The sequence below is a fragment of the Pseudomonas oligotrophica genome (assembly GCF_021726475.1).
Lineage (GTDB): Bacteria > Pseudomonadota > Gammaproteobacteria > Pseudomonadales > Pseudomonadaceae > Stutzerimonas > Stutzerimonas oligotrophica.
The window spans coordinates 288,919-312,686 of sequence record NZ_JAKJRU010000005.1 but is presented as its reverse complement, the minus strand read 5'-3'; the positions used below and the strand labels follow the sequence as shown (position 1 = coordinate 312,686).

Here is a 23,768-nt window from a genome sequence, read left to right as displayed (position 1 = left end):
TACAATTGGCGCGACGTTATGTTTTGTTAACGCTCCAGCCCATGGCTGGCGGGGCCCCGGCACCGATCTGCAGATGCAAAAAAGGCCGACCGCGGGACGCGATCGGCCTTCTGCGCCGGTTCCCTGGCCGTCAGGCAAGGCTCTTGCTGACCACCTCGTAGACGTCGCTGGACAGTTCGCCCGAGGCAAGGATGCGTTCCAGCTCGTGCTTCATCAGCGCCTGGCGCGCAGCATCGTACTTGCGCCAGCGAGTCAGCGGCGCGAGCAGGCGCGAGGCGATCTGCGGGTTCATCGCGTTGAGCGTGATGACCTGGTCGGCCAGGAAACGATAGCCCGAGCCATCGGCGCGGTGGAAGTTCACCAGGTTCTGGTTGGCGAAGGCGCCGATCAGCGCGCGCACCTTGTTCGGGTTCTTCAGGGTGAACGCCGGGTGGTTCATCAGGTGCCGCACACGCTCCAGGCCACCGGGCAGCGGGCTGCCGGCCTGCACGCTGAACCACTGGTCCATGACCAGCGGATTGTCCTTGAAGTGCTCGGCGAAGGCCGCCAGGGCCTGGTCGCGCTCGGCGGCGAACGGCGAATTGACCAGCACGGCCAGCGCGGTCAGGCGTTCGGTCATGTTGTCGGCCTGGTCGAACTGCTCGAGGCAGGCTTCGAGCACCTCGGCCTTCTCGCTGAGCATCAGGTACGACAGCGCGATGTTCTGCAGCGCGCGGCGGGCGAAGTGCTCGGCCGTGGCAACGTAGGGCGTGGCACGCGACACCGCGCGGTTGGCCTGGTAGCGCTGCCAGAGCGGCTCGAACAGCGCCTCGGCGATGCGCCGGCGGGCGAACTCGCGGGCCGCGTGGATGGCATCGACGTCGGCTACCTCGGCGAGTTCGGTGAGATAGGCCTCGCTCGGCAGCGAGAGCATCTCGGCGACCATCGCCGCATCCAGGCTCTCGTTACCCAGTAGCGTGCGCAGTGCAGCGAGCAGGCGCTCGTCCATCGCCAAGGCTTCGCCGCGCTGGTGCTGGCCGACCAGTTCGCCGAGCACCTGCACCGACAGCTGCTGCCCGGCTTCCCAGCGGTTGAAGCCATCGGAATCGTGCTGCATGAGGAACATCAGCTGGTCGCGGTCGTAGGCGAACTCCAGCTTCACCGGCGCGGAAAAGCCGCGCAGCAGGGACGGCAACGGGCGCTCGGCGACATCGACGAAGGTGAAGCTCTGCTCGGCCTCGGTCACCGCCAGCACCCGGCTGCGGCCCTGCGCGGCGGCCTCGCCTTCCAGGCGCAGCGGCAGGTCGCTGCCGTCGGCGGCCAGCAGGCCCAGCTCGACGGGAATCACGAAGGGCTGCTTGCTCGGCTGGCCCGGAGTCGGCGGGCAGCTCTGGCGGAAGGTCAGGCGGTAGGTCTGCGCCGCCGCGTCGTATTCCTCGCTGACCGCCAGGCGCGGTGTGCCGGCCTGGCTGTACCAGCGCTTGAACTGGCTGAGGTCGGCGCCATTGGCATCCTCCATCGCCTTGACGAAGTCATCGACGGTCACCGCCTGGCCGTCGTGGCGCTCGAAGTACAGGTCGCTGCCCTTGCGGAAGCCGTCCTTGCCGAGCAGCGTCTGGATCATGCGCACCACTTCGGCACCCTTTTCGTAGACGGTCAGGGTGTAGAAGTTGGAGATCTCGATGAACGACTCCGGGCGCACCGAATGCGCCATGGGGCCGGCGTCCTCGGCGAACTGGTAGGTGCGCAGGTAGGCGACGTCCTCGATGCGCTTGACCGTCGGCGAGTTCATATCGGCGGAGAAGCCGGCGTCGCGGAAGACCGTGAAGCCTTCCTTGAGCGAGAGCTGGAACCAGTCGCGGCAGGTCACCCGGTTGCCCGACCAGTTGTGGAAGTACTCGTGGGCGACGATCGCCTCGACCCGCTGGTGCGCGGCATCGGTGGCGGTTTCGGCGCGCGCCAGCACGGCGCTGGAGTTGAAGATGTTGAGGCCCTTGTTCTCCATGGCGCCCATGTTGAAGTCGTTGACCGCGACGATCATGAAGATGTCCAGGTCGTACTCGCGGCCGTAGACCTCCTCGTCCCACTTCATCGAGCGCTTCAGGCTGTCCATGGCGTGCTGGCACTTGTCGATGTTTTCCGGCTCGACGTAGATGCGCAGCGCCACCTCGCGACCGCTCAGGGTGGTGAAGCTGTCTTCCACGCACCAGAGGTCACCCGCCACCAGGGCGAACAGGTAGGCCGGCTTGCGGAACGGATCTTCCCAGGTCGCCCAATGCCGGCCGTCGTCTTCCTCGCCACTGGCGAGGGGGTTGCCGTTGGACAGCAGGATCGGATAGCGCTGCTTGTCGGCGCTGACCGTGGTGGTGAAGGTGCTCATCACGTCCGGGCGGTCGAGGTAGTAGGTAATCTTGCGAAAGCCCTCGGCCTCGCACTGGGTGCAGAACATCTTGCCGGACTTGTACAGCCCCTCCAGCGCGGTGTTGCGCTCGGGGTGGATCACCACGCTGCTGTCGATGACGAAGCGCTCGGCGGTCGGCTGCAGGGTCAGGGTATCGGCGCTGACCTGGTAGTCGCCCAGGCCCAGCTCGCGGTCGTCCAGCGCCAGCGAGATCAGCTCCAGTTCCTGGCCATGCAGCTCCAGCGGCGGCAGCTTGCCGGCTGGCTGTTGCGGGTTGCGCCGCATCACCAGCTGCGCGTGCACCAGGGTGCGGTCCTCATGCAGTTCGAAGGTCAGGTGGGTCTCGTCGATCAGGTATTCGGGCGCCTGGTAGTCCTTGAGATGAATGACTTTCGGTTGTTCGGTGCGCATGGGAACCTCGTCGGCTGAGCTTCAAGCGGCAAGCTTCAAGCGGGAAAGTGGCGATGGCACCAGCCCTCGGGCCGGGCCGCAATGCCTCGAGCTTAACGTCTGTCGCGGGCGACTTGTAGGGTGGGAAACGGCGAAGCCTTTTCCACGCGGCTGCTCCACCCCGCTCACCCTCGAGCCTGGCTTGGGCCCGGCGCTGGCAGCGGCCTGGGCCTGGCAGCCGGCGTCAGGCCGTGGTGGAAAAGCGCTTCGCGCGTTTTCCACCCTACGCCACGCTGCTGGCGGCCACCTGGTAGGCGGTGAACTTGCGGATGTTGATCACGCCGGTGTCGAGGATCAGGTATTGACCCTTGATGCCTCTGAGCGTGCCCTCCACCACCGGCGTCTTGTCCAGATCCAGGCTGACCACCTTGGTCGGATAGGCCTCGACCGGGTAGCGAATCTCCACCACCTCGGCATCCGGCAGCGGCTGGATCGCCTGCAGGCCGAAGCGCTGCTGCAGGTAGTCCAGGCCCTCGGCGCAGGCCTCGAAGATGCGCTCGCGCATGCCGGGCAGGTCCAGCGGCTCGGCGTCGCCCTTGAGCAGCGCGCGCCAGTTGGTGCGATCGGCGACCTGGCTGCGCAGCAGATCCTCGACCAGCCCGGACTGCTGCCGCGTGGCGACCCGCAGGATCGGCAGCGCCTGGCTGGCGCCCTGGTCGAGCCAGCGGGTCGGCAGCTGGGTCGCGCGGGTGATGCCGACCTTGATGCCCGACGAGTTGGCCAGGTAGACCACGTGGTCGGTCATGCAGAACTGCGTGCCCCAGTCAGGATCGCGGCAGGTGCCCAGTTCGTGGTGGCACTTTTCCGGGCTGACGATGCAGGTGTCGCACTGCGGCAGCTTCTTGAAGCAGGGGTAGCAGTAGCCCTGGCTGAAGCTCTTGTTGGTCTTGCGTCCGCAGTGCGTGCAGTGGATCGCACCGAGGTACTCGAGCCGCACCGGCTTGCCGATCAACGGATTGACCGGCACCCGGCTGTCGCCCAGGCGAAAGTGGTACTGGGCCGTGGCGCCCAGTTCGACGGCCATCTTGTCGAGGGCGCCGCGTCCGAGTTCCTGCATCAGTGGCGCGTCCCCGAGGCGGGGGCAAACAGGCTGGTGTCGACCGGGGCCTCGGCCTTCTTGCTCTTGGAGCCGCATTCCTGGCCACCCATGAAGCCGGTGCGCTCTTCTTCGGGCAGGTTCTTCAGCTCCCAGGCGATCATCGCCGCCAGGCAGGTTTCCTTCTGCTCCTGGGTGAGCTTGCGCCCGTCGCCCCATTTGCCGAGTTCGACGGCCAGCTTGAGGTTCTCGTAGATTTCAGGGGTGATGTTTTCGATGGCTTCGATAAAGGACGACATGGCCGACTCCCGGGGAAACGAGCGGCCATTCTAGCGGAATAAGCCGCCGCGGGCCTCAAGCCTTCGGCGGCGGGCAAGGCACCCGGCCGGCGGCTATCTCCTGCGTGCCAGCCACCCGCCGAGAATGCCGCTTATGCAGCCGGCGACCAGCCCGCCGACGTGGGCCGCGTTGGCGATCGCCAGGGCGCCGAAGCTGAGCACCTCGACCAGCCCGCTCAGGCAGACCAGCAGCCACACCAGCATCAGCACCACCACGCCGGGCGGCAGGCGGTAGGCCGGGGTCGGCGCCAGCTTGTGGAACAGCCAGCAATGGCCGAGCAGCCCGTAGAGCACGCCGGACAGCCCGCCGAAGATCCCCGGCCCGCCGAACAGGTACTGGGCGAAGTTGGAGACCAGGCCGAACAGCAGGGTCAGCCCCAGCAGCATCATGGCGCCCTGGCGCGACTCGATGCGCCGCCCCAGCTCCCAGTACCACATGCCGTTCATCGCCAGGTGGAGGATGCCGAAGTGCACCAGCATGGGCGTCAGCAGGCGCCACCACTGGCCGGCGTCGAGCGTCTGCCCGAGCGTGGCGAAGTAGGCGTAGTCGCCCTCGATGCGGAAGTCGACGAAGTTCAGCCAGCGGATGATGGCGAAGTTCCCGCCCAGCTGGGTCAGCGCCGCGACGACCAGCGTCAGCAGCAGCACCGCGCTGGTCAGCGGGCTGGCCCGCAGCGCGCGAAGGAATCCGCCGCGCGCCGCGGGCCGCTCGGGCACCGGCGCCGTCTCGCCCTGCGGCTGGCGGGCGTAGAGTTCGCGCACCTGCTCGGCCAGTTCGGCCGGCACCCGCAGCACCTGCTGGTCGCCCTCCTCGGAGACGCGGCAGGGCACGCCGAGGCGACGCAACAGGGCGAGGAATCCGCTGAGGTCCTGCGACAACGGCAGGCGCAAGGCTTCGACTGGCAAACGGCTTCTCCTAGCGTTCCACATCCACCCAGGCGAATTTCGCCGGGTCGAGCCGCTCCTCGCGGTCCAGCCGGTAGGCCACCAGCTTGCCGTTCTTCACCGCGCTGTAGTCCAGGCAGGCCAGGTTGTGGCGAAGCGCGCCGGGCCGGCCGCGCATCCAGTAATGGCCGATGAACAGCAGCGGTTCGTCCGGGCCGTAGAGAAACAGGCGGCTCTTCTGCTGCTCGCTGAGCAGCCGGCGCGAGGCCTCGGCGGGCAGCGGGTCGGGCTGGAACACCACGTCGGCGTAGGTGCGCGGGTTCTCTTCCCAGAACTTGGTGCGGAAGAAGCTGCGCACGAAGCCTTCCTCGCTGGTCAGCGTCAGGCCGTCGGGCAACGGCATGCTGGTGCCGCGCAGCAGGCGGTCGATGGCCTTGCCGACGAAGCCGTTCTCCAGCCCCGCCTCGCGCAGCAGCTCGGGGTCGATGCGCCCCTGCGTCAGCCGCGGGCGCAGCTGGTCGATGACCTCGCCGTCCCAGCAGGCATGTACCACCCGGCAACGCTCGTTCTCGAGGAACAGCGGCAGCTGGTAGAACCATTCGCGGAAATCGCGCCATTCTTCCTGGCGGTGCTCGAACTGGCGGAACGTCTCGCCCAGCAGCATGGCGTAGCGCGGCGAATGCTCGCGCACGAACTGCCGGCCGCTGCCCGGCGGCGCGGGCATGTACCAGCCCAGCGCGCTGAACTCGTGGTTGCCCATGATGCACAGCGCCTGCCCCTGCTCGACCATCTCGCGCACCAGGTGCAGCGCCTCGCGGATGTGCGGGCCGCGGTCGATGATGTCGCCAAGGAAGATCGCCTGCCGCCGGCGATGCCGCCAGACACCGCCCTGGCGCTGGTAGCCGAGCCCTTCGAGCAGGCGCGCCAAGGCATGGGCGCAGCCATGCACGTCGCCGATCAGGTCGTAACTTCGCTCGGGGTCAATGCGCATGATGGCGGCCCATGGCGATCAATCCCCGCTGCCGAGGCGACTGCCCCAGCCGAGCTTGGTGCGGCAGACCTCGTAGTAGTTGTGATCCAGCGGGTGGATCAGGTGCAGCTTGTGCGGCTTCTTGCGCACCGTGACGATGTCGCCCGGCGCACAGGTGAAGTGGTTCTGCCCGTCGCAGGAGACCTGCGGGTAGATCTGCATGTTCGGCGACACCACGATCTTCAGCTCGCTGTTGCCGTCGACCACGATCGGCCGGCTCGACAGCGTGTGCGGGTACATCGGCACGATGACGATGGCGTCCAGGCGCGGATGCATGATCGGGCCGCCGGCCGACAGCGCATAGGCAGTCGAGCCGGTCGGGGTGGCGACGATCAGGCCGTCGGCCTTCTGCGAACAGACGAACTGGCCGTCGATGTACAGCTCGAACTCGATCATCCGCGTCGACTTGCCCGGGTGCAGCACCACGTCGTTCAGCGCGTCGCCGGCGCCGATCGGCTCCTCGTTGCGCCGCGCGTGGGCCTCGAGCAGGAAGCGGTTCTCCAGCGTGTACTGGCCGTTGAGCACTTCGCTGACCTTCTCTTCCAGCTCGTCCGGGCGGATGTCGGTGAGAAAGCCCAGGCTGCCGCGGTTGATCCCCAGCACCGGCACCCGGTGCTTGGCCATGGCGCGGGCCGCGCCGAGCAGGCTGCCATCGCCGCCGACCACGATGACCAGGTCGCAGGCCTCGCCCAGGCGCTGGCGCGAGGACGTCTGCATGCCGTGGCCGGGCAGCACTTCGGCGATGTTTTCCTCGAGGATGACGTGCAGGTGGCGCTCGACCAGGAACCGCTTCAGCCGGCGGATGGTGTCCAGGACCTGGGAGCTGCCCAGGCGGCCGATGATGCCGATGTTGCGGAATTGCTCCATTGCGGTTCCCTGTATGCGTGGCGGTGGGCCAGGGCCTTGTCGATGCGCAGATCGCCGGGCCGGGCGATGCTCGCTGGTAGCTGCGAAGTTAGACGCGCCAGGCGCGGCAGATTTCCGCAAGGTTCCCGGGATTATGGGGAAACGCCGGAGCGGCAGCAAACACCCGGGGCAGCTATGCTGCTGGCATGACGTCCCTCTGCCTCGACGAAATCCATGCCGAGCTGACCCACCCACAGGTTCGCGATCTGGCCTGGGCCCTGCTATCCCAGCCGCTGCTGGGCGAGGCTTTGGCGCAGCGTCATCCGCTGACGGCCAGTTGCTGGATGGCGACGCCGGCCTTGCTGGCCGACTGGCTGCGCCAGCTCGACGCCCAGCCGGCCGCGCTCGAGGACTGGCTCGCGCGGCACAGCATTCGCCGCCTGGGCCTCTACTACGAGCGGCTCTGGCAGTTCGCCCTGCACCATGCGCCGGACGTCGAGCTGCTGGCGGCCAACCTGCCGGTGCGTCGCGCCGGGCACACCCTGGGCGAGCTCGACCTGCTGCTGCGCGATGCCGAGGGTGTCTTTCACCTGGAACTGGCGGTGAAGTTCTATCTCGGCCTGGCGGGCGACAGCCGCGCCCACCAGCGCTGGCTCGGCCCCGACAGCCGCGACCGCCTGGATCTCAAGCTCGAGCATCTGCATGCGCACCAGTTACCGCTGGGCGGCGCGGCGGATGCGCGCGAGCTGCTGGCGGAAATCACCGCCGAACCGGTGCAGAGCCGCTACTGGCTCGGTGGCTACCTGTTCCACCCGTGGCCGGCGGGCTGCAGCGGCCCGGCCGGGGCCAACCCGGCGCATCCAACCGGCCGCTGGCTGCCGCGGCAGGCCTGGGCGGCGCTGCAGGCCAGCGCACCGGATGCCCTCTGGCAACCGCTGCCGCGGGCCAGCTGGCTCGCCTCGGCACGACTGGCCGGCGACCAGCTGTGGAGAGCGCAACGCCTCGACGCCTGGCTGGCCGAGCGCGAGCATGACAGCCCGGCGCAGCTGATGGTGCGGCTGGCCCCGGCGGCCGGCGACGCCTGGGTCGAGCAGGAGCGGCTGTTTCTCGTCGCCGATGGCTGGCCCGGCTGAAGGGCAGCGTCTTTATCCTGTCATCGACACGGACTAACCTGCCCCGTCCTTTTCCCATCCCGAGGTGCAGCGAAATGTCGACGCGGCTCGCGCCAGCAGCCACTCCTTGGGCAGTCTTCCTGATCTTCCTGCGCCTGGGCCTGACCTCGTTCGGCGGACCGATCGCCCACCTCGGCTTCTTCCGCCAGGAGTTCGTCGAGCGCCGGGGCTGGCTCGACGAGCGCGCCTACGCCGATCTCGTCGCGTTGTGCCAGTTCCTTCCCGGCCCGGCCAGCAGCCAGGTCGGCCTGGCCATCGGCCTGTTGCGCGGTGGCTATCGCGGCTCGCTGGCCGCCTGGCTGGGCTTCACCCTGCCCTCGGCTTTGCTGCTGGCGCTGCTGGCGATCGGTCTCGCCGCCTGGCCTGGCGCCCTGCCCCAAGGCCTGGTGCACGGCATGAAGGTGATCGCCCTCGCGGTGGTTGCCCAGGCCGTCTGGGGCATGGGCCGCAGCCTGTGCACCAGCCTGCCGAGGCTCGCCATCGCCCTGGCCAGCGCCGCGCTGATCCTGCTACTGCCCGGTGTCTGGAATCAGGTGCTGGTGATCGCCGCCGGCGCCGTGCTCGGCTTGCTGCTGTTTCGCCCGGGCAGCGTCACCGCGCCGGCACCGCTGCCAGGCCATATCGGCACGGGCACCGCGCTCGCCTGCCTGGCCCTGTTCGCCGGCCTGCTGATCGTCCTGCCATTGCTGGCCGCGGGTTCCGAGACAGACGTGCTGCGCGTGGTCGACGGTTTCTACCGGGCCGGCGCGCTGGTGTTCGGCGGCGGCCACGTGGTGCTGCCGCTGCTCGAGGCCGAGGTGGTGGGCAGCGGCTGGCTCGATGCCGACCGCTTCCTGGCCGGCTACGGCGCCGCCCAGGCGGTGCCCGGCCCGCTGTTCACCTTCGCCGCGTTCCTTGGCGCCTCGCTGGATATCGAACCCAGCGGCTGGCGCGGCGCCGCCGTCGCCCTGGTCGCGATCTTCCTGCCGTCGTTCCTGCTGGTCTACGCGGCACTGCCGTTCTGGGCCCGGCTGCGCAGCAATCGTTCGGCGAGCGGCGCCCTGGCCGGGGTCAACTGCAGCGTGGTCGGCCTGCTGCTGGCCGCGCTCTACGACCCGGTATTCAAGAGCGCCGTCGGTGGCCCGCTGGACCTGCTCGCCGCGGGCGTCGCGCTGCTGGCGCTGATGCGCTGGCGACTGCCGCCGTGGCTGGTGGTCCTGGCCGGGGCCGGCTTCGGCGCGCTGCTGGTACCCCTCGGCAGCTAGCTAGAACGCCGCGAGTGCGCCGGCGGCGGCACGCAGCCCCTGCAGGCCGCCGGTATGCAGGAACACCAGCCGGCTGCCCGCGGCGAAGCGCCCGGCGGCGATCCATTCACGCAGCGCCAGCAGCGCCTTGGCCGTGTAGACCGGCTCGAGGGGCACGCCGCCCTGCCGTTCTGCCTCGCGCATGAAGCCGGCCAGCTGCGCGTCGAAGCGCCCGAAGCCCTGGCGACACGCCTCGACCAGCCGGTAACCGGCATCCGCCTGCCCGGCCTCCTCCAGCAGTCGTGCGACCTCGCATGCCACGCCGTGCTCGCCGGGGCCGGCCAGCGCACCGTAGACCGGGTGTCGACCCGCCTCGCCGATCACCAGCCCGGCCAGGGTCGTGCCGCTGCCGACGGCCAGCCAGCAACCGTGGTAGTCGTCCCAGCCCAGCTCGCCGACGCGCGCGCCAAGCGTGCGCGCCAGCATCGCGCAGCCGAGCGCGCCGGGCAGTCCGCCGCCGCCCTCGGGAATGCACAGGTGATCCGGATAGCGTGCCTGCCAGGGCGCCCAGAAGCCGGCTTGATGGCGGGCGCGATAGCCGCCGTAGCCCAGCCAGTGCAGGGTCATGCCCTGCTCGAGCAAGTCGCGCACGGTCGGGGTGTCCTGCGGCTCGCCGCGCAGCAGGCCGACCGTGCGCAGGCCGAACCGGCGCCCGGCGGCGGCCAGCGCATGCAGGTGGTTGGAATGTGGGCCGCCCAGGCTGAGCAGGCCGAGCGCCCCGGCGCTGCGCGCGGTTTCGAGATGGTGGACCAGCTTGAACCACTTGTTGCCGGACAGCTGCGGGTCGATCAGGTCCAGGCGCCACGCGGCAAGCTCGACGCCAGTGCCGGCCAGCCAGTCGAACGAGAGCGGCTGCAGCGGCGCGGCCGCCGCGAGCTGACGGAGCAGGGAGTCGGGCATCAGCTACCGGTGCGTTGCTCGGCCACCTTGTGACGCGCGCAGCAGTTGGAGACGCCGATGACGAATCGGCTCGGCGAGTCGATCTTGTCCAGCGGGATGGCGCAGCGCTCGCCACTGGACAGGGCCGCCACGCAAGCGGGCTGCTGGTAGTGCTGCAGCCATTGGCGGTACTGCTCTTCCGGCACGTTGCAGCGCGCCGCGACGAAGGCCGTCGGGTTCTCGTGATAGCGCTGGATGTCTTGCAGCGACAGGGTCAGGTGGCCGATGCCGGGGTGGTAGGCGGTAAAGGCAACGCCCTGCTGGGCCAGCTTCTCGACCAGCAGCATGCCCTCGGCCTGCGCGGCCAGCTCGTCGCGCTCGCGGGTCAGGCGGGCGATCTCCTCCTCCAGCTGGGCATCGAGTTCGTTGCGATAGGCCAGCTCCACGTCGCGGATGGCGACCTGCTCCTTGAGTTCGGCCACCGCGGCAGCGACGCGTGACTCGGTCTCGCGCTCGGAATGCTCGCGCAGGGCGCTGGCCTCCTGCTGCCCGTTCAGCTCCAGCGCCCGCAGCTGGGCGCCCATCTCGTCGCGGGCCTTCTGGAAGTGCTCGACCTCGGCGGCCAGTTGCGCATGCAGGCTGGCGTTCAGCGCTTGCTGCTCCTGCAGCTTGCGCTGCAGTTCCCTGAGCTGCTCGTGGAGCTGTTCCTGCTGTGCGCTGGCCGCTTCGCGCAGGCGGGCGCCCTCCTCCTCGCGCTGGCGCTCCAGGTTGGCGATGCGCTGGCGCTGCTGCTTGATCAGCAGCGCGGCCTTCTGCCGCTGCTCCTGGTCGGCCAGCGTGGCTTCGGCCGGGCGCGCCTGGCGCCCGGCGTACCAGGCGTCCTCGGCGACCATCTGCAGGCGCTCGGTGGCCACCGGCGGCACCACTTCCTCTTCGATCAGCAGGCCCAGCTGGTTGCGCGCGATGCGGTCACGCAGCTGGGTGAGTTCGTTGTCGGCATCCTTTAGGCGCGGGTCCCACAGGTGCATCTGCTGCCAGGACACCGGGCACTGGCTGCGGCAGGCCAGGCGGATCGGCCCGGCGCCCAGGTCCGGGCCGCGACCGGTACGATCGGCCAGCTGGCGCAGCGGGATGTTCCAGCCCCGGTCGGCCGCGCCGTCCTCGTGGAAATCGATGCAGAAGAACACCGCGGCACGGATCAGCAGGCGCGGGGTGATCAGCAGGAAGACGGCGCGCATCTGCCGGTCGGCGAACTCCTGCAGGTTCACCACCCCGTCGAGCACGGCCTCGAACTCGGGGAACAGCATCTCCTTGCAGATGCCGCGGTCGTTGAAGAACACCACTGCTTCGACCATCTGCGGTTTGTTCTGCATGCTCGGCATCCTCGTCCGCCCGACGGAGCGGCATTCTCGTTGACGGCGCGCCGGAAGACCGGCGGCTGCGGTTGGAAGCGCCAAGTTTAGGAGAAAAGCCGAAGCGGGCAATGTGATTCGGTTGGCAGCGCCCCGGCTCGCGCCAACGCGCGCGGCCGAACGGTCTCGGGAAATGCGATGGGCTTGGCTAAAGCGGCGCGCAGCGGGAAAACGCCCCGCCGCAGCGGGGCTGGCGGATCACAACTGGGCGGCCAGGCGGCAGCCCTGGTCGATCGCGCGCTTGGCATCGAGTTCGGCGGCGACATCGGCGCCGCCGATCAGGTGCACCCGGGCGCCGCCTTCGAGCAGGGCCGCCTGCAGCTCGCGCAGCGACTCCTGGCCGGCACAGAGGATCACCGTGTCGACCGGCAGCAGCTGCGGCTCGCCATCGGCGATGCGGATGTGCAGCCCGTCGTCGTCGACCTTCAGGTACTCGACCGCGCTGATCATCTGCACCTGCTTGTTCTTCAGCCCGGTGCGATGGATCCAGCCGGTGGTCTTGCCCAGGCCACTGCCCACCTTGGAGCGCTTGCGCTGCAACAGGTAGACCTGCCGCGTGGCGGCATGCGGTGCAGGCTGGATGCCGGCGATGCCGCCGCGCGCCTCGAGGCCCAGGTCAATGCCCCACTCCTTCCAGAACGCCTCGCGGTCGAGGCTGGTGGAGTGGCCGTCGTAGGTGATGAATTCCGAGACGTCGAAGCCGATCCCACCGGCACCGATCACCGCCACCCGCGGGCCGACCGGCTTGCGCTCGAGCAGCGCGTCCAGGTAGCCGATCACCTTCGGGTGCGCGATCCCGGGGATCTCCGGCACCCGCGGCACGATGCCGGTGGCTAGGATGATCTCGTCGAAACCCTCGGCAAGCAGCTCGCCGGCAGCGACCCGCGTGTTCAGCCGCAGCTTCACGCCGGTCTCCTCGATGCGCTTGCGGAAGTAGCGCAGCGTCTCGTGGAACTCTTCCTTGCCGGGGATGCGCTTGGCCACGTTGAACTGCCCGCCGACCTCGCCGGCGGCGTCGAACAGCGTAACCTCGTGGCCGCGCTCGGCCGCCACGGTCGCTGCCGCGAGGCCCGCCGGCCCGGCGCCGACCACCGCGATGCGCTTGACCTGGGTGGTCGGGATGTAGTTCAGCTCGGTCTCGTGGCAGGCGCGCGGGTTGACCAGGCAGCTGGTGAGCTTGCCGCTGAAGGTGTGGTCCAGGCAGGCCTGGTTGCAGGCGATGCAGGTGTTGATCGTGTCGCTGCGATCGGCCGCGGCCTTGTTGACGAACTCCGGGTCGGCGAGGAAGGGCCGGGCCATCGACACCATGTCCGCATCGCCCTCGGCGAGCACCTGCTCGGCCACCTCCGGGGTGTTGATGCGGTTGGTGGTGATCAGCGGGATGCCCACCGCGCCGCGCAGCTTGGCGGTGACCTTGGTGAAGGCCGCGCGCGGCACCTTGGTGGCGATGGTCGGGATGCGTGCCTCGTGCCAGCCGATGCCGGTGTTGATCAGCGTCGCCCCGGCCTGCTCGATGGCCTGTGCGAGGGCCACCACCTCGTCCCAGGTGCTGCCGCCCTCGATCAGGTCGAGCATCGACAGGCGATAGATGATGATGAACTGCGCGCCCACTGCCTCGCGCACGCGGCGCACGATCTCCACCGGCAGGCGCATGCGGTTCTCGTAGCTGCCGCCCCAGCGGTCGTCGCGGTGGTTGGTGTGGGCGACCAGGAACTGGTTGATGAAGTAGCCCTCCGAACCCATGATCTCGACGCCGTCATAGCCGGCGCGCTGGGCCAGCGAGGCGCAGTTGACGAAGTCGTCGATCTGCTTCTGGATGCCCGCCTCGTCCAGCTCGCGCGGGGTGAACGGGTTGATCGGCGCCTGGATCGCACTCGGCGCGACCAGCTTCGGGCTGTAGGCATAGCGCCCGGCATGCAGGATCTGCAGGCAGATCTTGCCGCCCGCCTCGTGCACCGCCTGGGTGACCACCTTGTGCTCCTCGGCTTCCTCGGGCGTCGACAGCTTGGCCGCGCCGGCGCGCACCGAGCCCTCCTCGTTCGGCCCGACGCCGCCGGTGACGATCAGCCCCACGCCGCCGCGTGCGCGCTCGGCGAAGAACGCCGCCATGCGCTCGAAACCGTTGGGCATCTCCTCCAGCCCGGTGTGCATGGAGCCCATCAGGGTGCGGTTGCGCAGCGTGGTGAAGCCCAGATCGAGCGGGGCCAGCAGGTTCGGGAAGGCGGTCATGGTCAGTCCTCATGGCTAGGCGCGCCTCGTGGGACGCGATCGGTATGGCCGGACGATAACCACGCAGGCCGGCCCGCTCAATGATCGAAACTGACAACTTTATGACCCTGACGCGCAAAGCGCTTGGCATCGTCCGAGGCTTTGCCTAGGCTTGCCTCTCGCTCCGACCTCATTGCAACGCCGATGCTTGCCCGACTGAAGTTCCTCCTGCTGGTGCCGGTGGCCATCGCGGCCCTGGTGATCTACCTCGACTGGTCCGGCGACCGCCGCAGCGGCCCGCTGCTGTCCGACCTGCGCACCCTGCCGATCGAAAGCCGCGGCACACCTGCCGGCGCGGGCAACCTGATCGGCATCGAGACCCGCCTGCAACCGGCCGACTACCAGAGCCGCCAGCGCCTGAAGCTGAAGTTCGCCACCTACCTCGAGCAGGCGCGCGAGGCCGGCCTGCTGACGGCCAGCACCGTGGTCGTGCTGCCCGAGCACGTCGGTACCGGGCTGTTCGCGCTCGGCGAGAAGCCCGAGGTGCAGCAAGCGCGCACCCTGCGCGATGCCATGCAGTGGATGGCCCTGAGCAATCCATGGGACTACCTGCGCGCGCTGCTCGACGGCCACCGGCGCGACGACCGGCGCACCGAGGCGGTGCTGCTGCTCAAGGCCGAGCGCATGGCGGCGGACTACCAGGCGATCTTCGGCGAACTGGCCCGCGAATTCAGCGTGACCCTGGTGGCCGGCTCCATCGTCCTGCCCGAGCCGCGCCTGGACGACGGCCGGCTACGCAGCGGCGACGGCCCGCTGCGCCAGGTCAGCCTGACCTTCGACCCGCAGGGCCGGCCGCTCGGCGCATTGCAGTACAAGCACGCCCTGGGCCGCTACGAGAAACGCTACAGCGCGGCACCGGACGAACCCCGTACGAGCCTGCTCGACACCGCCGCCGGGCCGCTCGCCGTGCAGCTGGGCTGCGACGCCTACCGCCAGGCGCCACCGGCCGGCGCGGCGCTGCTGGCGATCCCCGGCGCGCCGGAGGATGCGCTGGCCAGCTGCGGCGTGGCGCCCGAGCCGGCGCTGCCGCACGTCGCGGTGCGCACCCTGGGCATGCCCTGGAACCTGCTCGGCTCGCCGCGCCGGGCGGCCAGCCAGTCGCACAGCCAACCGGTACGGATCAGCAACCTGTGGCTGCCGGCGCCGCAATGAAGCGCCGTCCGGTGCGCCTGGGCGACCTGTCGGTGGGCTTCGTGCACAGCCTGGCGGACGCGCTGGGCGAACGGGCGATCGACCCGCAGCCGCTGCTCGACGCCTACGGACTGGATGCCGAACGCCTCGCCGAGCCGCTCGGCCGGCTGTCGATCCCGCGCTACATGCGCCTGGGCCATGCCGCGATGCAGCTGGCCGGCGATCCGGCCCTCGGGCTGGACATGGCGCGCCTGCGCAAGCCGGCGCAACTGGGGCTGGCCGGCATCACCGCGATGCAGGCGCCCAACGTGCGCGAGGCGGCCCGCGCGCTGATCCGCTTCGAGCCGCTGTATGCCGCCAACTACCGCGGCAGCTCGAGCTTCGCGGAAGACGCCGGGGGCGCCTGGCTGCGCTTCTATTCGATCAGCCCGTACAACGCCTACAACCGCTTCGTGGTCGACACCGTGCTGGCCGGCTGGCTGGTCGTGCTGCGCCGCCTCGCGGGCCAGGCGCTGGTGCCGACGACGGTGTGCATCGAGTTCGACGATCCCGGCTATGCCGCGCGCTACGAGGCGCTGCTGGGCCGCGCGGTCAGCTTCACCGCCACGGGCAATGCGCTGCACCTGGACCGCGCGACGCTGGCGCTGCGCAACCCGGAACATTGCCCCGGCACCTGGCGGCACCTGGTGCAGCTGTGCGAAGCGGAACTCGAACGCCTGACCCGCACCCGCAGCGTCCGGGAACGGGTGACCCGGTTGCTCGGCCCGCTGCTCAAGGGCCAGGAGCCGACGCTGGCGCAGATCGCCGCGCGCCTGCAGATGCCGGGCTGGACGCTGCGGCGCAAGCTGGAGGAAGAAGGCACCAGCTACCGCGCGATCCTCAACGAGACGCGCCGCGACCTGGCGATGGCGTATATCCGCGATACCGATTCGGCCTTCGGCGAGATCGCCTGGCTGCTCGGCTTTTCCTCGGCCGAAGCCTTCCAGCGGGCCTTTCGCCGCTGGAGCGGGCAGACGCCGGGTGACTACCGCCGCGCGCAGCGGCGCGCGGGCTAGTCAGAGCTCGACGGCATCCTCGGCCGAATCGGGGTCATCCTGCTCGGCCGCGCGCCATTCGAGTAGTTCGTCCTGGTAATCGTCCATCGTCTTGTCCTCGTTCTTGTCGGGTGCCGCACCGGGGCTGGCAGTCTTGTCTCCAAGGTTCGTGCCAGCTTATTCGGGCCGTCTTACCGACAAATGACGAGGATCATGCCGCCCATCGGTGCAGCGCGCGGCCGCCGCGCCTGCGCCTGGTGCAGCAGTCAGGCGGTCAGCCCGGCGGCGGTCATGGCCTGGCGCAGCAGCCAGGCAACGACCGCCAGCGCCAGCACGCTGGCCGACCAGATCAGCACCAGCCAGGCCATGCGCTGCCAGAGCGGGCGCTGCGGTTCGGGGTCGCGATCGAACATGGCTCCTCCTGCTCAGTGATAGCCGTCCTCGGCGCTGACCTTGCCGCGGAATACCCAGTAGCTCCAGGCCGAGTACATCAGGATCATCGGCAGGATCAGCAGCGCGCCGACCAGCGCGAAGCCCTGGCTCTGCGGCGGCGCGGCGGCCTCCCAGATGTCCACCTGGTGCGGGATGATGTTCGGCCACAGGCTGATACCCAGGCCGCTGTAGCCGAGGAAGATCAGTGCCAGGGTCAGCAGGAACGGCTGGTAGTTGGCGTAGCGCTTGATCGCCCGCAGCAGGCCGAGGGTGCAGAGCACCACCAGGATCGGCACCGGCATGAACCAGAACAGGTTCGGCAGGCTGAACCAGCGCTCGGCGATGTCCGGGTGCGCCAGCGGCGTCCACAGGCTGACGATGGCGATCATCAGCAGGGTCGCCCAGACCAGCGGCACGCCCAGGTCGTGCATGCGCTTCTGCAGGTCGCCGCCGGTGCGCATCATCAGCCAGGTGCTGCCCAGCAGCGCGTAGCCCACCACCAGCGCCAGGCCGCAGAACAGCGAGAACGGCGTCAGCCAGTCCATGGCGCCGCCGGCGTAGGCACGGCCCTCGACCGGCAGGCCGTTGATGAAGGCGCCGAGCACCACGCCCTGGAAGAAGGTCGCCGCCAGCGAGCCGCCGATAAAGGCCTTGTCCCAGATATGCTGGCGGCGCTTGCTGGCCTTGAAGCGGAACTCGAAGGCGACGCCGCGGAAGATCAGCCCCATGAGCATGAAGATGATCGGCAGGTAGAGCGCCGACAGCACCACCGAGTAGGCCAGCGGAAAGGCGGCGAACAGCCCCGCCCCGCCGAGCACCAGCCAGGTCTCGTTGCCGTCCCAGACCGGCGCCACGGTGTTCATCATCACGTCGCGGTCGGCGCTGTCGCCAACGAACGGATAGAGGATGCCGATGCCCAGGTCGAAGCCGTCCATGACCACGTACATCATGATCCCGAAGATGATGATGACGGCCCAGATCAGTGAAAGATCGATGCCCATGCTCAGTTCCTCTCGCCCAGATGGTCGCCGTGCTCGTGTTCGAGGTTCTCGTCGGCCGCCGAGATCGGCCGCAGCGGCGTGCGCGGCTGGCCGTAGCCGCCGGCGCCGGTCTGCCGTCCCTCGAAGGGCACCGGCCCCTTGGCCACCAGGCGCAGCACATAGAGCATGCCGACGCCGAACACCGCGAAGTACACCAGCACGAACATCGCCAGGGTCAGGCCGAGTTGCCCCGCGCCATGATCGGAGACGGCATCGGCGGTGCGCATCACGCCATACACCACCCAGGGCTGGCGGCCGACCTCGGTGGTGAACCAGCCGGCGAGGATCGCCAGCAGCCCGGACGGCCCCATCAGCAGGGCCAGGCGCAGGAACGGTCGCGACTGATAGAGCCGGTCGCCGCGGCGCAGCAGCAGGCTCCAGAGGCCGGTGGCGATCATCAGCAGGCCGAGCCCGACCATGAGACGGAACGACCAGAACACGATGGTCGAATTGGGCCGGTCTTCGGGCGGGAAGTCCTTCAGCGCCGGGATCGGCTCACTCAGGCTGTGCTTGAGGATCAGGCTGCCCAGGTAGGGAATCTCGAGCTTGTAGCGGGTCTGCTCGGCTTCCATGTCCGGCCAGCCGAACAGCAGCAGCGGCGTCGGCTCGCCCGACGAGTTGTCCCAGTGCCCCTCGATGGCGGCGATCTTCGCCGGCTGGTGCTCCAGCGTGTTCAGCCCGTGGAAGTCGCCGATCACCGCCTGCACCGGCGCCACCAGCAGGGCCATCCACATCGCCATCGAGAGCATCTTGCGGATGCCCGGGTGGTCGTTGCCGCGCAGCAGGTGCCAGGCCGCCGAGGCGCCGACGAAGAAGGCCGTGGCGAGGAACGCGGCAACCGCCATGTGCGCCAGGCGATAGGGGAACGAGGGGTTGAAGATGATCGCCAGCCAGTCCACCGGCACCACCACGCCATCGATGATCTCGTGGCCCTGGGGCGTATGCATCCAGCTGTTGGAGGCGAGGATCCAGAACGTCGAGATCAGCGTGCCCAGCGCCACCATCAGCGTGGCGAAGAAGTGCAGCCCCGGCCCCACGCGGTTCCAGCCGAACAGCATGACGCCGAGGAAGCCCGCCTCGAGGAAGAACGCGGTGAGCACCTCGTAGGTCAGCAGCGGCCCGGTGACGCTGCCGGCGAACTCCGAGTAGGCGCTCCAGTTGGTGCCGAACTGGTAGGCCATGACGATGCCCGAGACCACGCCCATGCCGAAGTTGACCGCGAAGATCTTCAGCCAGAAGTGGTACAGGTCGCGGTAGACCTCGCGTCGGGTCTTCAGCCAGAGCCCTTCGAGCACCGCCAGGTAGCTGGCCAGCCCGATGGTGATCGCCGGAAAGATGATGTGAAACGAAATCGTGAAGGCGAACTGGATTCGCGCAAGCTCCAGAGCTTCCAAACCGAACATGAAAACGACTCCTCGTCAGCGGCTCGCACCCTGCGGTCGATGTGCATTCCACGACAAGTGACAGCGCGCAGCCGCGAGGGTGCAGTGCCGGGCCGCCAATCGCCGCGCGGCATGACGGCGCGGCCGGCTACTCGATCGACTTCGACAGCCAGCGGCGCACCTGGCGGCGTTCGCGACGCGAGCTCAGCTGGCGGGTGTAGGGGCTTTCGGGCAGCAGCCGGCACTCGGGGCTGGCCAGGTCGAGCAGGCGGAAGCGGCGCACCACGCCCAGCGGGTGCCGCTCCGGGCCGTAGAAGGCCACGGCACGCACCTCCAGACCGTGGAAAAGGATGTCGCCGAGCGGCCGGTCGCCGTCCAGCTCGATGCCATGTCGCTCGGCCACCCGCCGCAGCATGCCGCGGAAGGTGCCGACATGGATGCAGTCGCCACTGCGCAGCGGCCCCTGGTGCGTGGTCATGTGCACCGCCAGCTCGGGCGTCGCATCGTCGCCGACGCTCTGGCGGATATCGGTGACATCCACCTCCAGCGGCCCCTCGGAACTCTCGACGCAGACCACCAGCTGGTTGATGAACATCGGCTCGGCGCTCATGTTCGACACCAGGCAGAGCGCACCCAGGCCCTGCCCCGCGCCGCGGTTGATGATCAGGCTCGGCTTGCGCTGGCGCTGGAAGTTGCGCAGCAGCAACTGCGCGTAGAACACCCACACCAGCAGCGTGCTGGCGGAAATGACCAGGGTGATCAGTGGCTGGTTCTGGATGACCCACTCGATCATGCGGACCTCGACGGACGACCTGTCGCTGTGACAGCGCCCGTCCGGGGTCGTGCCCAACGGCCGGCGGCCGGCGACCCGGCGCCGGCGCCAGGCGATCAGGCGTCAGGCGACGCGGAAGCGACCGACCAGCTGCTGCTGTTGCTCGGCCAGGCGCGCCAGCTCCAGGCTGGTCATCGCCGTCTGCTCGGCACCGGCGCTGACCTGGATCGCCACGTCGCTGATCTCCAGCACGTTGCGGTTGATGTCCTCGGCGACCAGGCTCTGCTCCTCGGTGGCCGAGGCGATCTGCATGTTGCGGTCGCTGATGCCGGCCACCCCGTCGGCGATCTGCGCCAGCAACTCGCCGGCACGCCCGACGTTCTCGGCGCCGGCCTGCACCGTGCCGAGGGTTTCCTGCATGGAGCGCGCGGCCCGCTCGGAGCCGGCCTGCAGCTTGGCGATCATCTGCTGGATATCGCCGGTGGACTCCTGGGTCTTCTGCGCCAGCACCCGCACCTCGGACGCCACCACGGCGAAACCGCGCCCGTGGTCGCCGGCCCGCGCCGCCTCGATGGCCGCGTTCAGCGCCAGGAGGTTGGTCTGCTCGGCGATGTCGCGGATCACGTCGAGCACGCGGGAGATCGAATCGGTCTCGCCCTTGAGGTCGCCGATGATGCCGGCGGTCTGCTCGGCCTGGCCGGACAGCTGGCGGATCAGCGCGATGGTGCGCTCGATTTCGTCCTTGCCCTGCACGGTGCTGAGGTTGACCTGCTGCGACAGCTCGGCGGCGTCGCTGGTGCTGCGCGCGACCTCGCGCACCGTGGCGCTCATCTGGCTGATCGCGGTCACCACCTGCTCGGTGCCTTCGCGCTGGCGTTCCACGCTCTGGCTGGTCTGGGTGGTCACCGCCGAGCATTCCTCGGCGGCAGTGGCCAGCTGCCCGGTGGCGCTGCCGATCTCCTGCACGATCTGCGTCAGCTCGCCGGCCATAGCGTTGAGGTTGCCGGAGATCAGGCCGAACTCGTCCTGGCCCTGGTAGCTGGCGCGGGCGGTGAGGTTGCGCCCGGCCAGCGCCAGCAGCGTGTGGTTCACCTCCTCCACCGCCTGGTTGATGTTGCGAATGATCAGGTACGACAGCAGCGAGGCCACGGCGAGGGCCGCCAGCACCAGCACGATCGCGGTCCAAAGCGCGGCCCGTGCCCGCTCGTAGGCGGCAACCGCCAGCTCGCCGACGCTCTGCCCCAGGCCCTCCTCGACCTGGCTGAGCAGGTCGATGCGCTGGGTCGCCAGCTCGAACCAGGCGTCCGGCTTGACGCCCAGCGGCTCGCCGAGCGCGACCTCTAACGCCTTGCGCTGCAGGCGCGCGACCTCCTGCGAGCCGGGCTGCTGCAACGCCGCATCCAGCTCGCGGACGAAGGCCTCGTCAGCGAGCCGGCGGAAGGTGTCCTGGTAGGCGGAGAACTCGCCGAGGTTGCGGGTGAAATTCGACAGCAGCGCGGCATCGAGGCGGTCCTGGTTGAAGGCCACGCCGAGCAGCGCCCGCTCGCGGCCGGCCCGCTCCTTCATCTCGATGAACTGGTTCAGCGCGCCGAGCACCTCGGACAGCTCGACGTCGACCACGCCCAGCTCCAGCTCGTAGGTGAAGCCGATCAGCGCCTGGATGACCTCGGTGAAGCGCGCCCCGGACTCGCGGCCGTCGATCGCCAGCCCGTCGACCTGGCCACGGAGCGCCTGCAAGCCGTCCGCAGCCACCAGCGCCTTGCCCACCTGGCCATTGCCCTGCCCGGCCAACTGGCGCAACACAGCGAAGGCCTCGTCGGTATCGCGGCGCAGCAGCGGCAGGCGGTTCTTCATCACGCTGCCGGCACTGCCCAGGAACAGGCCGCTGGCACCGCGTTCGCGCTGCAGGCGGGTGATCAGCTGGCTGACCTTGTGCGCCGTCTCGCTGGCCACCACGGTGCCCTGCATGGCGCGCAGGGTCTGGTAGTGGTCGCTGACGAACAGCCCGGCCAGCCAGAGAAAGCCAACCAGCGGCGGCAGGAGGATCAGCGCCAGCTTGAAGCGCAGGGGAATGTTTCTGAGCAGCACGTTGCACACCTCGTTCCAACGACCCCGGGCACCAAGCAGGACCGGGGACACATCGTGATCGGTAGTCGGCGGATCACACCGCCGGCACGGGGCATTCGCCTGCCCAGTTGTCTGGGCATATCGACAGCGGCGCGCGTTTTTTGAAGGGCAAATGCGCCACTGCGACAGAAAGTAGCAGCCGAGATCAGACAACCGTCCCAGCATTGCCCAGCACCCGCCGCCGTAGCGCTGTCGCCAGCGGTACGCCACGGTGAGAAGCGGCTGAGAAAATACCGAGTGGCCTGCGGGCTTAACCCCTGCATGGCCGAAATGCTCGAGGTCATCCTACGACAACACATCGCAAGAGCCGCTCTTGCATCGAAAATTAATATCTTGCATGCCCAATCCACGGGCACTTCAGGCATAACAGCTTGAAAGACGAGATTGACAAGCCTGGCTTGCTCGGCATAATTCGCCATGTCGTATGACAACTGAAGACCTCCACATACGACCGCGGGCTTGCCCGCATCGCTGCCGCCACCCGTGCGTTGGCGGCCACAACACCTCCAGGGAGAACAACAACAATGATCCCACGCAACGCCCTTGCCACGGCCGTGATGGCCGCCAGCGCCGCGCTCGCCCTCGGCCTGCCGGCAGCCAGCCAGGCCGCCGAAGGTTTCATCGACGGCGCCTCCGCCTCGCTGAACCTGCGCAACTTCTACATCAACCGCAATTTCGTCGACAGCGACTACCCGCAGGGCAAGGCCGAGGAATGGACCCAGAGCTTCATCCTCAACCTGCAGTCCGGCTACACGCCGGGGCCGATCGGTTTCGGCGTCGATGCCCTGGGCCTGCTCGCAGTCAAGCTCGACGGCGGCGGCGGCACCTACGGCACCAACCTGCTGCCGGTGCACGACGCAGCCGGTGACCGGCATCCGGCGGACGACTTCGGCCGCCTGGCCGTCGCCGCCAAGATGAAGGTCTCGGCCACCGAGCTGAAGGTCGGCGAGATGATGCCGGTACTGCCCATCCTGCGCGCGGACGACGGCCGCTCCCTGCCGCAGACCTTCCAGGGCGGCATGCTCACCTCCAAGGAGATCGACAAGCTGACCCTGCTCGGCGGCCAGTTCCGCCAGAACAGCACGCGCGACGACGCCAGCATGGAAGACATGTTCTATGGCGGCGCCGGCTCCGACCGCTTCAACTTCGTCGGTGGCGAATACGAGCTCGGCGCCAAGACCAAGGTCGGCGCCTGGCACGCACGGCTGGAGGACATCTACCAGCAGAACTACTTCCAGCTGCTGCATACCCAGCCGCTGGGCGAAGGCCTGGCACTGACCGCCAACCTCGGCTACTTCACCGGCAAGGAAGAAGGCAGCGCGCTGGCCGGCGACCTGGACAACAAGACCTACTCCGGCCTGTTCGGCCTGCAGGTCGGCGGCAACACCTTCTACGTCGGCCTGCAGAAGGTCAGCGGCGACAGCGGCTGGATGCGCGTCAACGGCACCAGCGGCGGCACCCTGGCCAACGACTCCTTCAACTCGGCCTACGACAACCGCAACGAACGTTCCTGGCAGCTGCGCCACGACTACAACTTCGTCGCGGTCGGCATCCCCGGCCTGACCCTGATGAACCGCTACATCAGCGGCGACAACATCGAGGTCGGCGCGCGCGACGACGGCAAGGAATGGGGCCGCGAGAGCGAGCTGGCCTACACCGTGCAGAGCGGCCCGCTGAAGAGCCTCAACATCAAGTGGCGCAACTCCAGCATCCGCCGCGACTACAGCAGCACCGAGTTCGACGAGAACCGCCTGATCATCAACTACCCGCTGTCCATCCTGTAAGCGCGCGCACCGTTCCTCGTTCGGTTGCAGTCTCGCGCCTTGGCCCGTCCCCGGACGGGCCTTTTTGCGGGTGTCGTTCGCAGCACC

The 23,768-nt window shown here is 68.8% G+C and carries 19 protein-coding genes and 1 pseudogene; 5 read left to right on the top strand and 15 right to left on the bottom strand.

Annotated features, from left to right (window positions below):
• Positions 1-130 precede the first annotated feature (130 nt).
• The 6 genes from pepN to L3N39_RS12770 form a co-directional block, all read right to left on the bottom strand.
• On the bottom strand, positions 131-2,791 hold the full coding sequence (gene pepN / locus L3N39_RS12795; protein ID WP_237257715.1) for an aminopeptidase N: 2,661 nt from the start codon (positions 2,789-2,791) through the stop codon (positions 131-133).
• A 262-nt stretch (positions 2,792-3,053) separates the two neighbouring features.
• Positions 3,054-3,887 (bottom strand): DUF2797 domain-containing protein, encoded by an 834-nt coding sequence (locus L3N39_RS12790; protein ID WP_237257714.1) that lies wholly within the window; start codon positions 3,885-3,887, stop codon positions 3,054-3,056.
• Positions 3,887-4,165, bottom strand: coding sequence for a YeaC family protein (locus tag L3N39_RS12785; protein WP_237257713.1), 279 nt, complete (start codon positions 4,163-4,165; stop codon positions 3,887-3,889). Before L3N39_RS12785 ends, L3N39_RS12790 begins: the two co-directional genes overlap by 1 nt.
• 93 nt (positions 4,166-4,258) lie before the next feature.
• Positions 4,259-5,110: a rhomboid family intramembrane serine protease gene (locus L3N39_RS12780; RefSeq protein ID WP_431978025.1), complete on the bottom strand. Its 852-nt coding sequence runs from the start codon at positions 5,108-5,110 to the stop codon at positions 4,259-4,261.
• Positions 5,111-5,120: 10 nt separating this feature from the next.
• Positions 5,121-6,080 (bottom strand): metallophosphoesterase, encoded by a 960-nt coding sequence (locus tag L3N39_RS12775; protein ID WP_237257711.1) that lies wholly within the window; start codon positions 6,078-6,080, stop codon positions 5,121-5,123.
• Positions 6,081-6,098: 18 nt separating this feature from the next.
• Positions 6,099-6,986 (bottom strand): NAD(+) kinase, encoded by an 888-nt coding sequence (locus L3N39_RS12770; RefSeq protein ID WP_237257710.1) that lies wholly within the window; start codon positions 6,984-6,986, stop codon positions 6,099-6,101.
• 185 nt (positions 6,987-7,171) lie between these two features.
• Here L3N39_RS12770 and L3N39_RS12765 point away from each other — a divergent pair, with 185 nt between their 5' ends.
• Both L3N39_RS12765 and chrA read left to right on the top strand, forming a co-directional pair.
• The gene (locus L3N39_RS12765; RefSeq protein ID WP_237257709.1) at positions 7,172-8,098 is read left to right on the top strand and encodes a DUF1853 family protein; all 927 of its coding nucleotides are present in this window, start codon (positions 7,172-7,174) and stop codon (positions 8,096-8,098) included.
• 74 nt (positions 8,099-8,172) lie between these two features.
• Positions 8,173-9,381, top strand: a complete 1,209-nt coding sequence (gene chrA / locus L3N39_RS12760) for a chromate efflux transporter (RefSeq protein WP_237257708.1) — start codon at positions 8,173-8,175, stop codon at positions 9,379-9,381.
• Here the strand turns inward: chrA and L3N39_RS12755 are convergent, their stop codons facing one another.
• The 3 genes from L3N39_RS12755 to L3N39_RS12745 all read right to left on the bottom strand — a co-directional run bounded on the left by L3N39_RS12755 (position 9,382) and on the right by L3N39_RS12745 (position 13,940).
• Positions 9,382-10,320, bottom strand: a complete 939-nt coding sequence (locus L3N39_RS12755) for a 1-aminocyclopropane-1-carboxylate deaminase/D-cysteine desulfhydrase (protein WP_237257707.1) — start codon at positions 10,318-10,320, stop codon at positions 9,382-9,384.
• Positions 10,320-11,672 (bottom strand): coiled-coil domain-containing protein, encoded by a 1,353-nt coding sequence (locus L3N39_RS12750; RefSeq protein WP_237257706.1) that lies wholly within the window; start codon positions 11,670-11,672, stop codon positions 10,320-10,322. The genes L3N39_RS12755 and L3N39_RS12750 overlap by 1 nt, the downstream gene beginning before the upstream one ends.
• A 237-nt stretch (positions 11,673-11,909) precedes the next feature.
• Positions 11,910-13,940 (bottom strand): NADPH-dependent 2,4-dienoyl-CoA reductase, encoded by a 2,031-nt coding sequence (locus L3N39_RS12745; RefSeq protein WP_237257705.1) that lies wholly within the window; start codon positions 13,938-13,940, stop codon positions 11,910-11,912.
• A gap of 183 nt (positions 13,941-14,123) precedes the next feature.
• On the opposite strand from L3N39_RS12745, the gene L3N39_RS12740 reads away from it, so the two are divergent.
• Both L3N39_RS12740 and L3N39_RS12735 read left to right on the top strand, forming a co-directional pair.
• Positions 14,124-15,131: a carbon-nitrogen hydrolase family protein gene (locus L3N39_RS12740; RefSeq protein WP_237257704.1), complete on the top strand. Its 1,008-nt coding sequence runs from the start codon at positions 14,124-14,126 to the stop codon at positions 15,129-15,131.
• Positions 15,128-16,165 carry an AraC family transcriptional regulator gene (locus tag L3N39_RS12735; RefSeq protein WP_237257703.1) on the top strand — a complete coding sequence of 346 codons (1,038 nt, stop codon included), beginning with the start codon at positions 15,128-15,130 and terminating at the stop codon, positions 16,163-16,165. The genes L3N39_RS12740 and L3N39_RS12735 overlap by 4 nt, the downstream gene beginning before the upstream one ends.
• A gap of 245 nt (positions 16,166-16,410) precedes the next feature.
• On the opposite strand, the gene L3N39_RS12730 is transcribed toward L3N39_RS12735, so the two are convergent.
• The 6 genes and pseudogenes from L3N39_RS12730 to L3N39_RS19025 all read right to left on the bottom strand — a co-directional run.
• The gene (locus tag L3N39_RS12730) at positions 16,411-16,557 is read right to left on the bottom strand and encodes a DUF2474 domain-containing protein (protein ID WP_237257702.1); all 147 of its coding nucleotides are present in this window, start codon (positions 16,555-16,557) and stop codon (positions 16,411-16,413) included.
• Positions 16,558-16,569: 12 nt separating this feature from the next.
• Positions 16,570-17,577, bottom strand: coding sequence for a cytochrome d ubiquinol oxidase subunit II (gene cydB, locus L3N39_RS12725; protein ID WP_237257701.1), 1,008 nt, complete (start codon positions 17,575-17,577; stop codon positions 16,570-16,572).
• A gap of 2 nt (positions 17,578-17,579) precedes the next feature.
• The gene (locus L3N39_RS12720; RefSeq protein ID WP_237257700.1) at positions 17,580-19,019 is read right to left on the bottom strand and encodes a cytochrome ubiquinol oxidase subunit I; all 1,440 of its coding nucleotides are present in this window, start codon (positions 19,017-19,019) and stop codon (positions 17,580-17,582) included.
• Positions 19,020-19,146: 127 nt separating this feature from the next.
• A complete protein-coding gene (locus L3N39_RS12715) occupies positions 19,147-19,791 on the bottom strand; it encodes a hypothetical protein (RefSeq protein ID WP_237257699.1) in 645 nt (214 codons plus the stop codon).
• Between the two features lie 102 nt (positions 19,792-19,893).
• Entirely contained in the window at positions 19,894-20,760 is an 867-nt protein-coding gene (locus L3N39_RS19030; protein WP_431978027.1) for a methyl-accepting chemotaxis protein, read from the bottom strand.
• Positions 20,755-21,738: pseudogene (locus tag L3N39_RS19025) on the bottom strand (nitrate- and nitrite sensing domain-containing protein); the annotation flags it as partial. The gene L3N39_RS19030 and the pseudogene L3N39_RS19025, both read right to left, overlap by 6 nt.
• 683 nt (positions 21,739-22,421) lie before the next feature.
• Between L3N39_RS19025 and L3N39_RS12705 the strand changes: the two are divergent.
• Entirely contained in the window at positions 22,422-23,681 is a 1,260-nt protein-coding gene (locus L3N39_RS12705; protein ID WP_237257698.1) for an OprD family porin, read from the top strand.
• Positions 23,682-23,768 lie beyond the last annotated feature (87 nt).

Bases quoted from the DNA above. Each gene is read 5' to 3' on its own strand.
- L3N39_RS12775 (WP_237257711.1), bottom strand. From the start codon at position 6,080: ATGCGCATTGACCCCGAGCGAAGTTACGACCTGATCGGCGACGTGCAT.
- chrA (WP_237257708.1), top strand. From the start codon at position 8,173: ATGTCGACGCGGCTCGCGCCAGCAGCCACTCCTTGGGCAGTCTTCCTG.
- L3N39_RS12770 (WP_237257710.1), bottom strand. From the start codon at position 6,986: ATGGAGCAATTCCGCAACATCGGCATCATCGGCCGCCTGGGCAGCTCC.
- L3N39_RS19030 (WP_431978027.1), bottom strand. From the start codon at position 20,760: ATGGCCGGCGAGCTGACGCAGATCGTGCAGGAGATCGGCAGCGCCACC.
- L3N39_RS12715 (WP_237257699.1), bottom strand. From the start codon at position 19,791: ATGATCGAGTGGGTCATCCAGAACCAGCCACTGATCACCCTGGTCATT.
- L3N39_RS12745 (WP_237257705.1), bottom strand. From the start codon at position 13,940: ATGACCGCCTTCCCGAACCTGCTGGCCCCGCTCGATCTGGGCTTCACC.
- L3N39_RS12790 (WP_237257714.1), bottom strand. From the start codon at position 3,887: ATGCAGGAACTCGGACGCGGCGCCCTCGACAAGATGGCCGTCGAACTG.
- L3N39_RS12750 (WP_237257706.1), bottom strand. From the start codon at position 11,672: ATGCAGAACAAACCGCAGATGGTCGAAGCAGTGGTGTTCTTCAACGAC.
- L3N39_RS12730 (WP_237257702.1), bottom strand. From the start codon at position 16,557: ATGTTCGATCGCGACCCCGAACCGCAGCGCCCGCTCTGGCAGCGCATG.
- L3N39_RS12755 (WP_237257707.1), bottom strand. From the start codon at position 10,320: ATGCCCGACTCCCTGCTCCGTCAGCTCGCGGCGGCCGCGCCGCTGCAG.
- L3N39_RS12765 (WP_237257709.1), top strand. From the start codon at position 7,172: ATGACGTCCCTCTGCCTCGACGAAATCCATGCCGAGCTGACCCACCCA.
- pepN (WP_237257715.1), bottom strand. From the start codon at position 2,791: ATGCGCACCGAACAACCGAAAGTCATTCATCTCAAGGACTACCAGGCG.
- L3N39_RS12735 (WP_237257703.1), top strand. From the start codon at position 15,128: ATGAAGCGCCGTCCGGTGCGCCTGGGCGACCTGTCGGTGGGCTTCGTG.
- L3N39_RS12785 (WP_237257713.1), bottom strand. From the start codon at position 4,165: ATGTCGTCCTTTATCGAAGCCATCGAAAACATCACCCCTGAAATCTAC.
- L3N39_RS12705 (WP_237257698.1), top strand. From the start codon at position 22,422: ATGATCCCACGCAACGCCCTTGCCACGGCCGTGATGGCCGCCAGCGCC.
- L3N39_RS12740 (WP_237257704.1), top strand. From the start codon at position 14,124: ATGCTTGCCCGACTGAAGTTCCTCCTGCTGGTGCCGGTGGCCATCGCG.
- cydB (WP_237257701.1), bottom strand. From the start codon at position 17,577: ATGGGCATCGATCTTTCACTGATCTGGGCCGTCATCATCATCTTCGGG.
- L3N39_RS12720 (WP_237257700.1), bottom strand. From the start codon at position 19,019: ATGTTCGGTTTGGAAGCTCTGGAGCTTGCGCGAATCCAGTTCGCCTTC.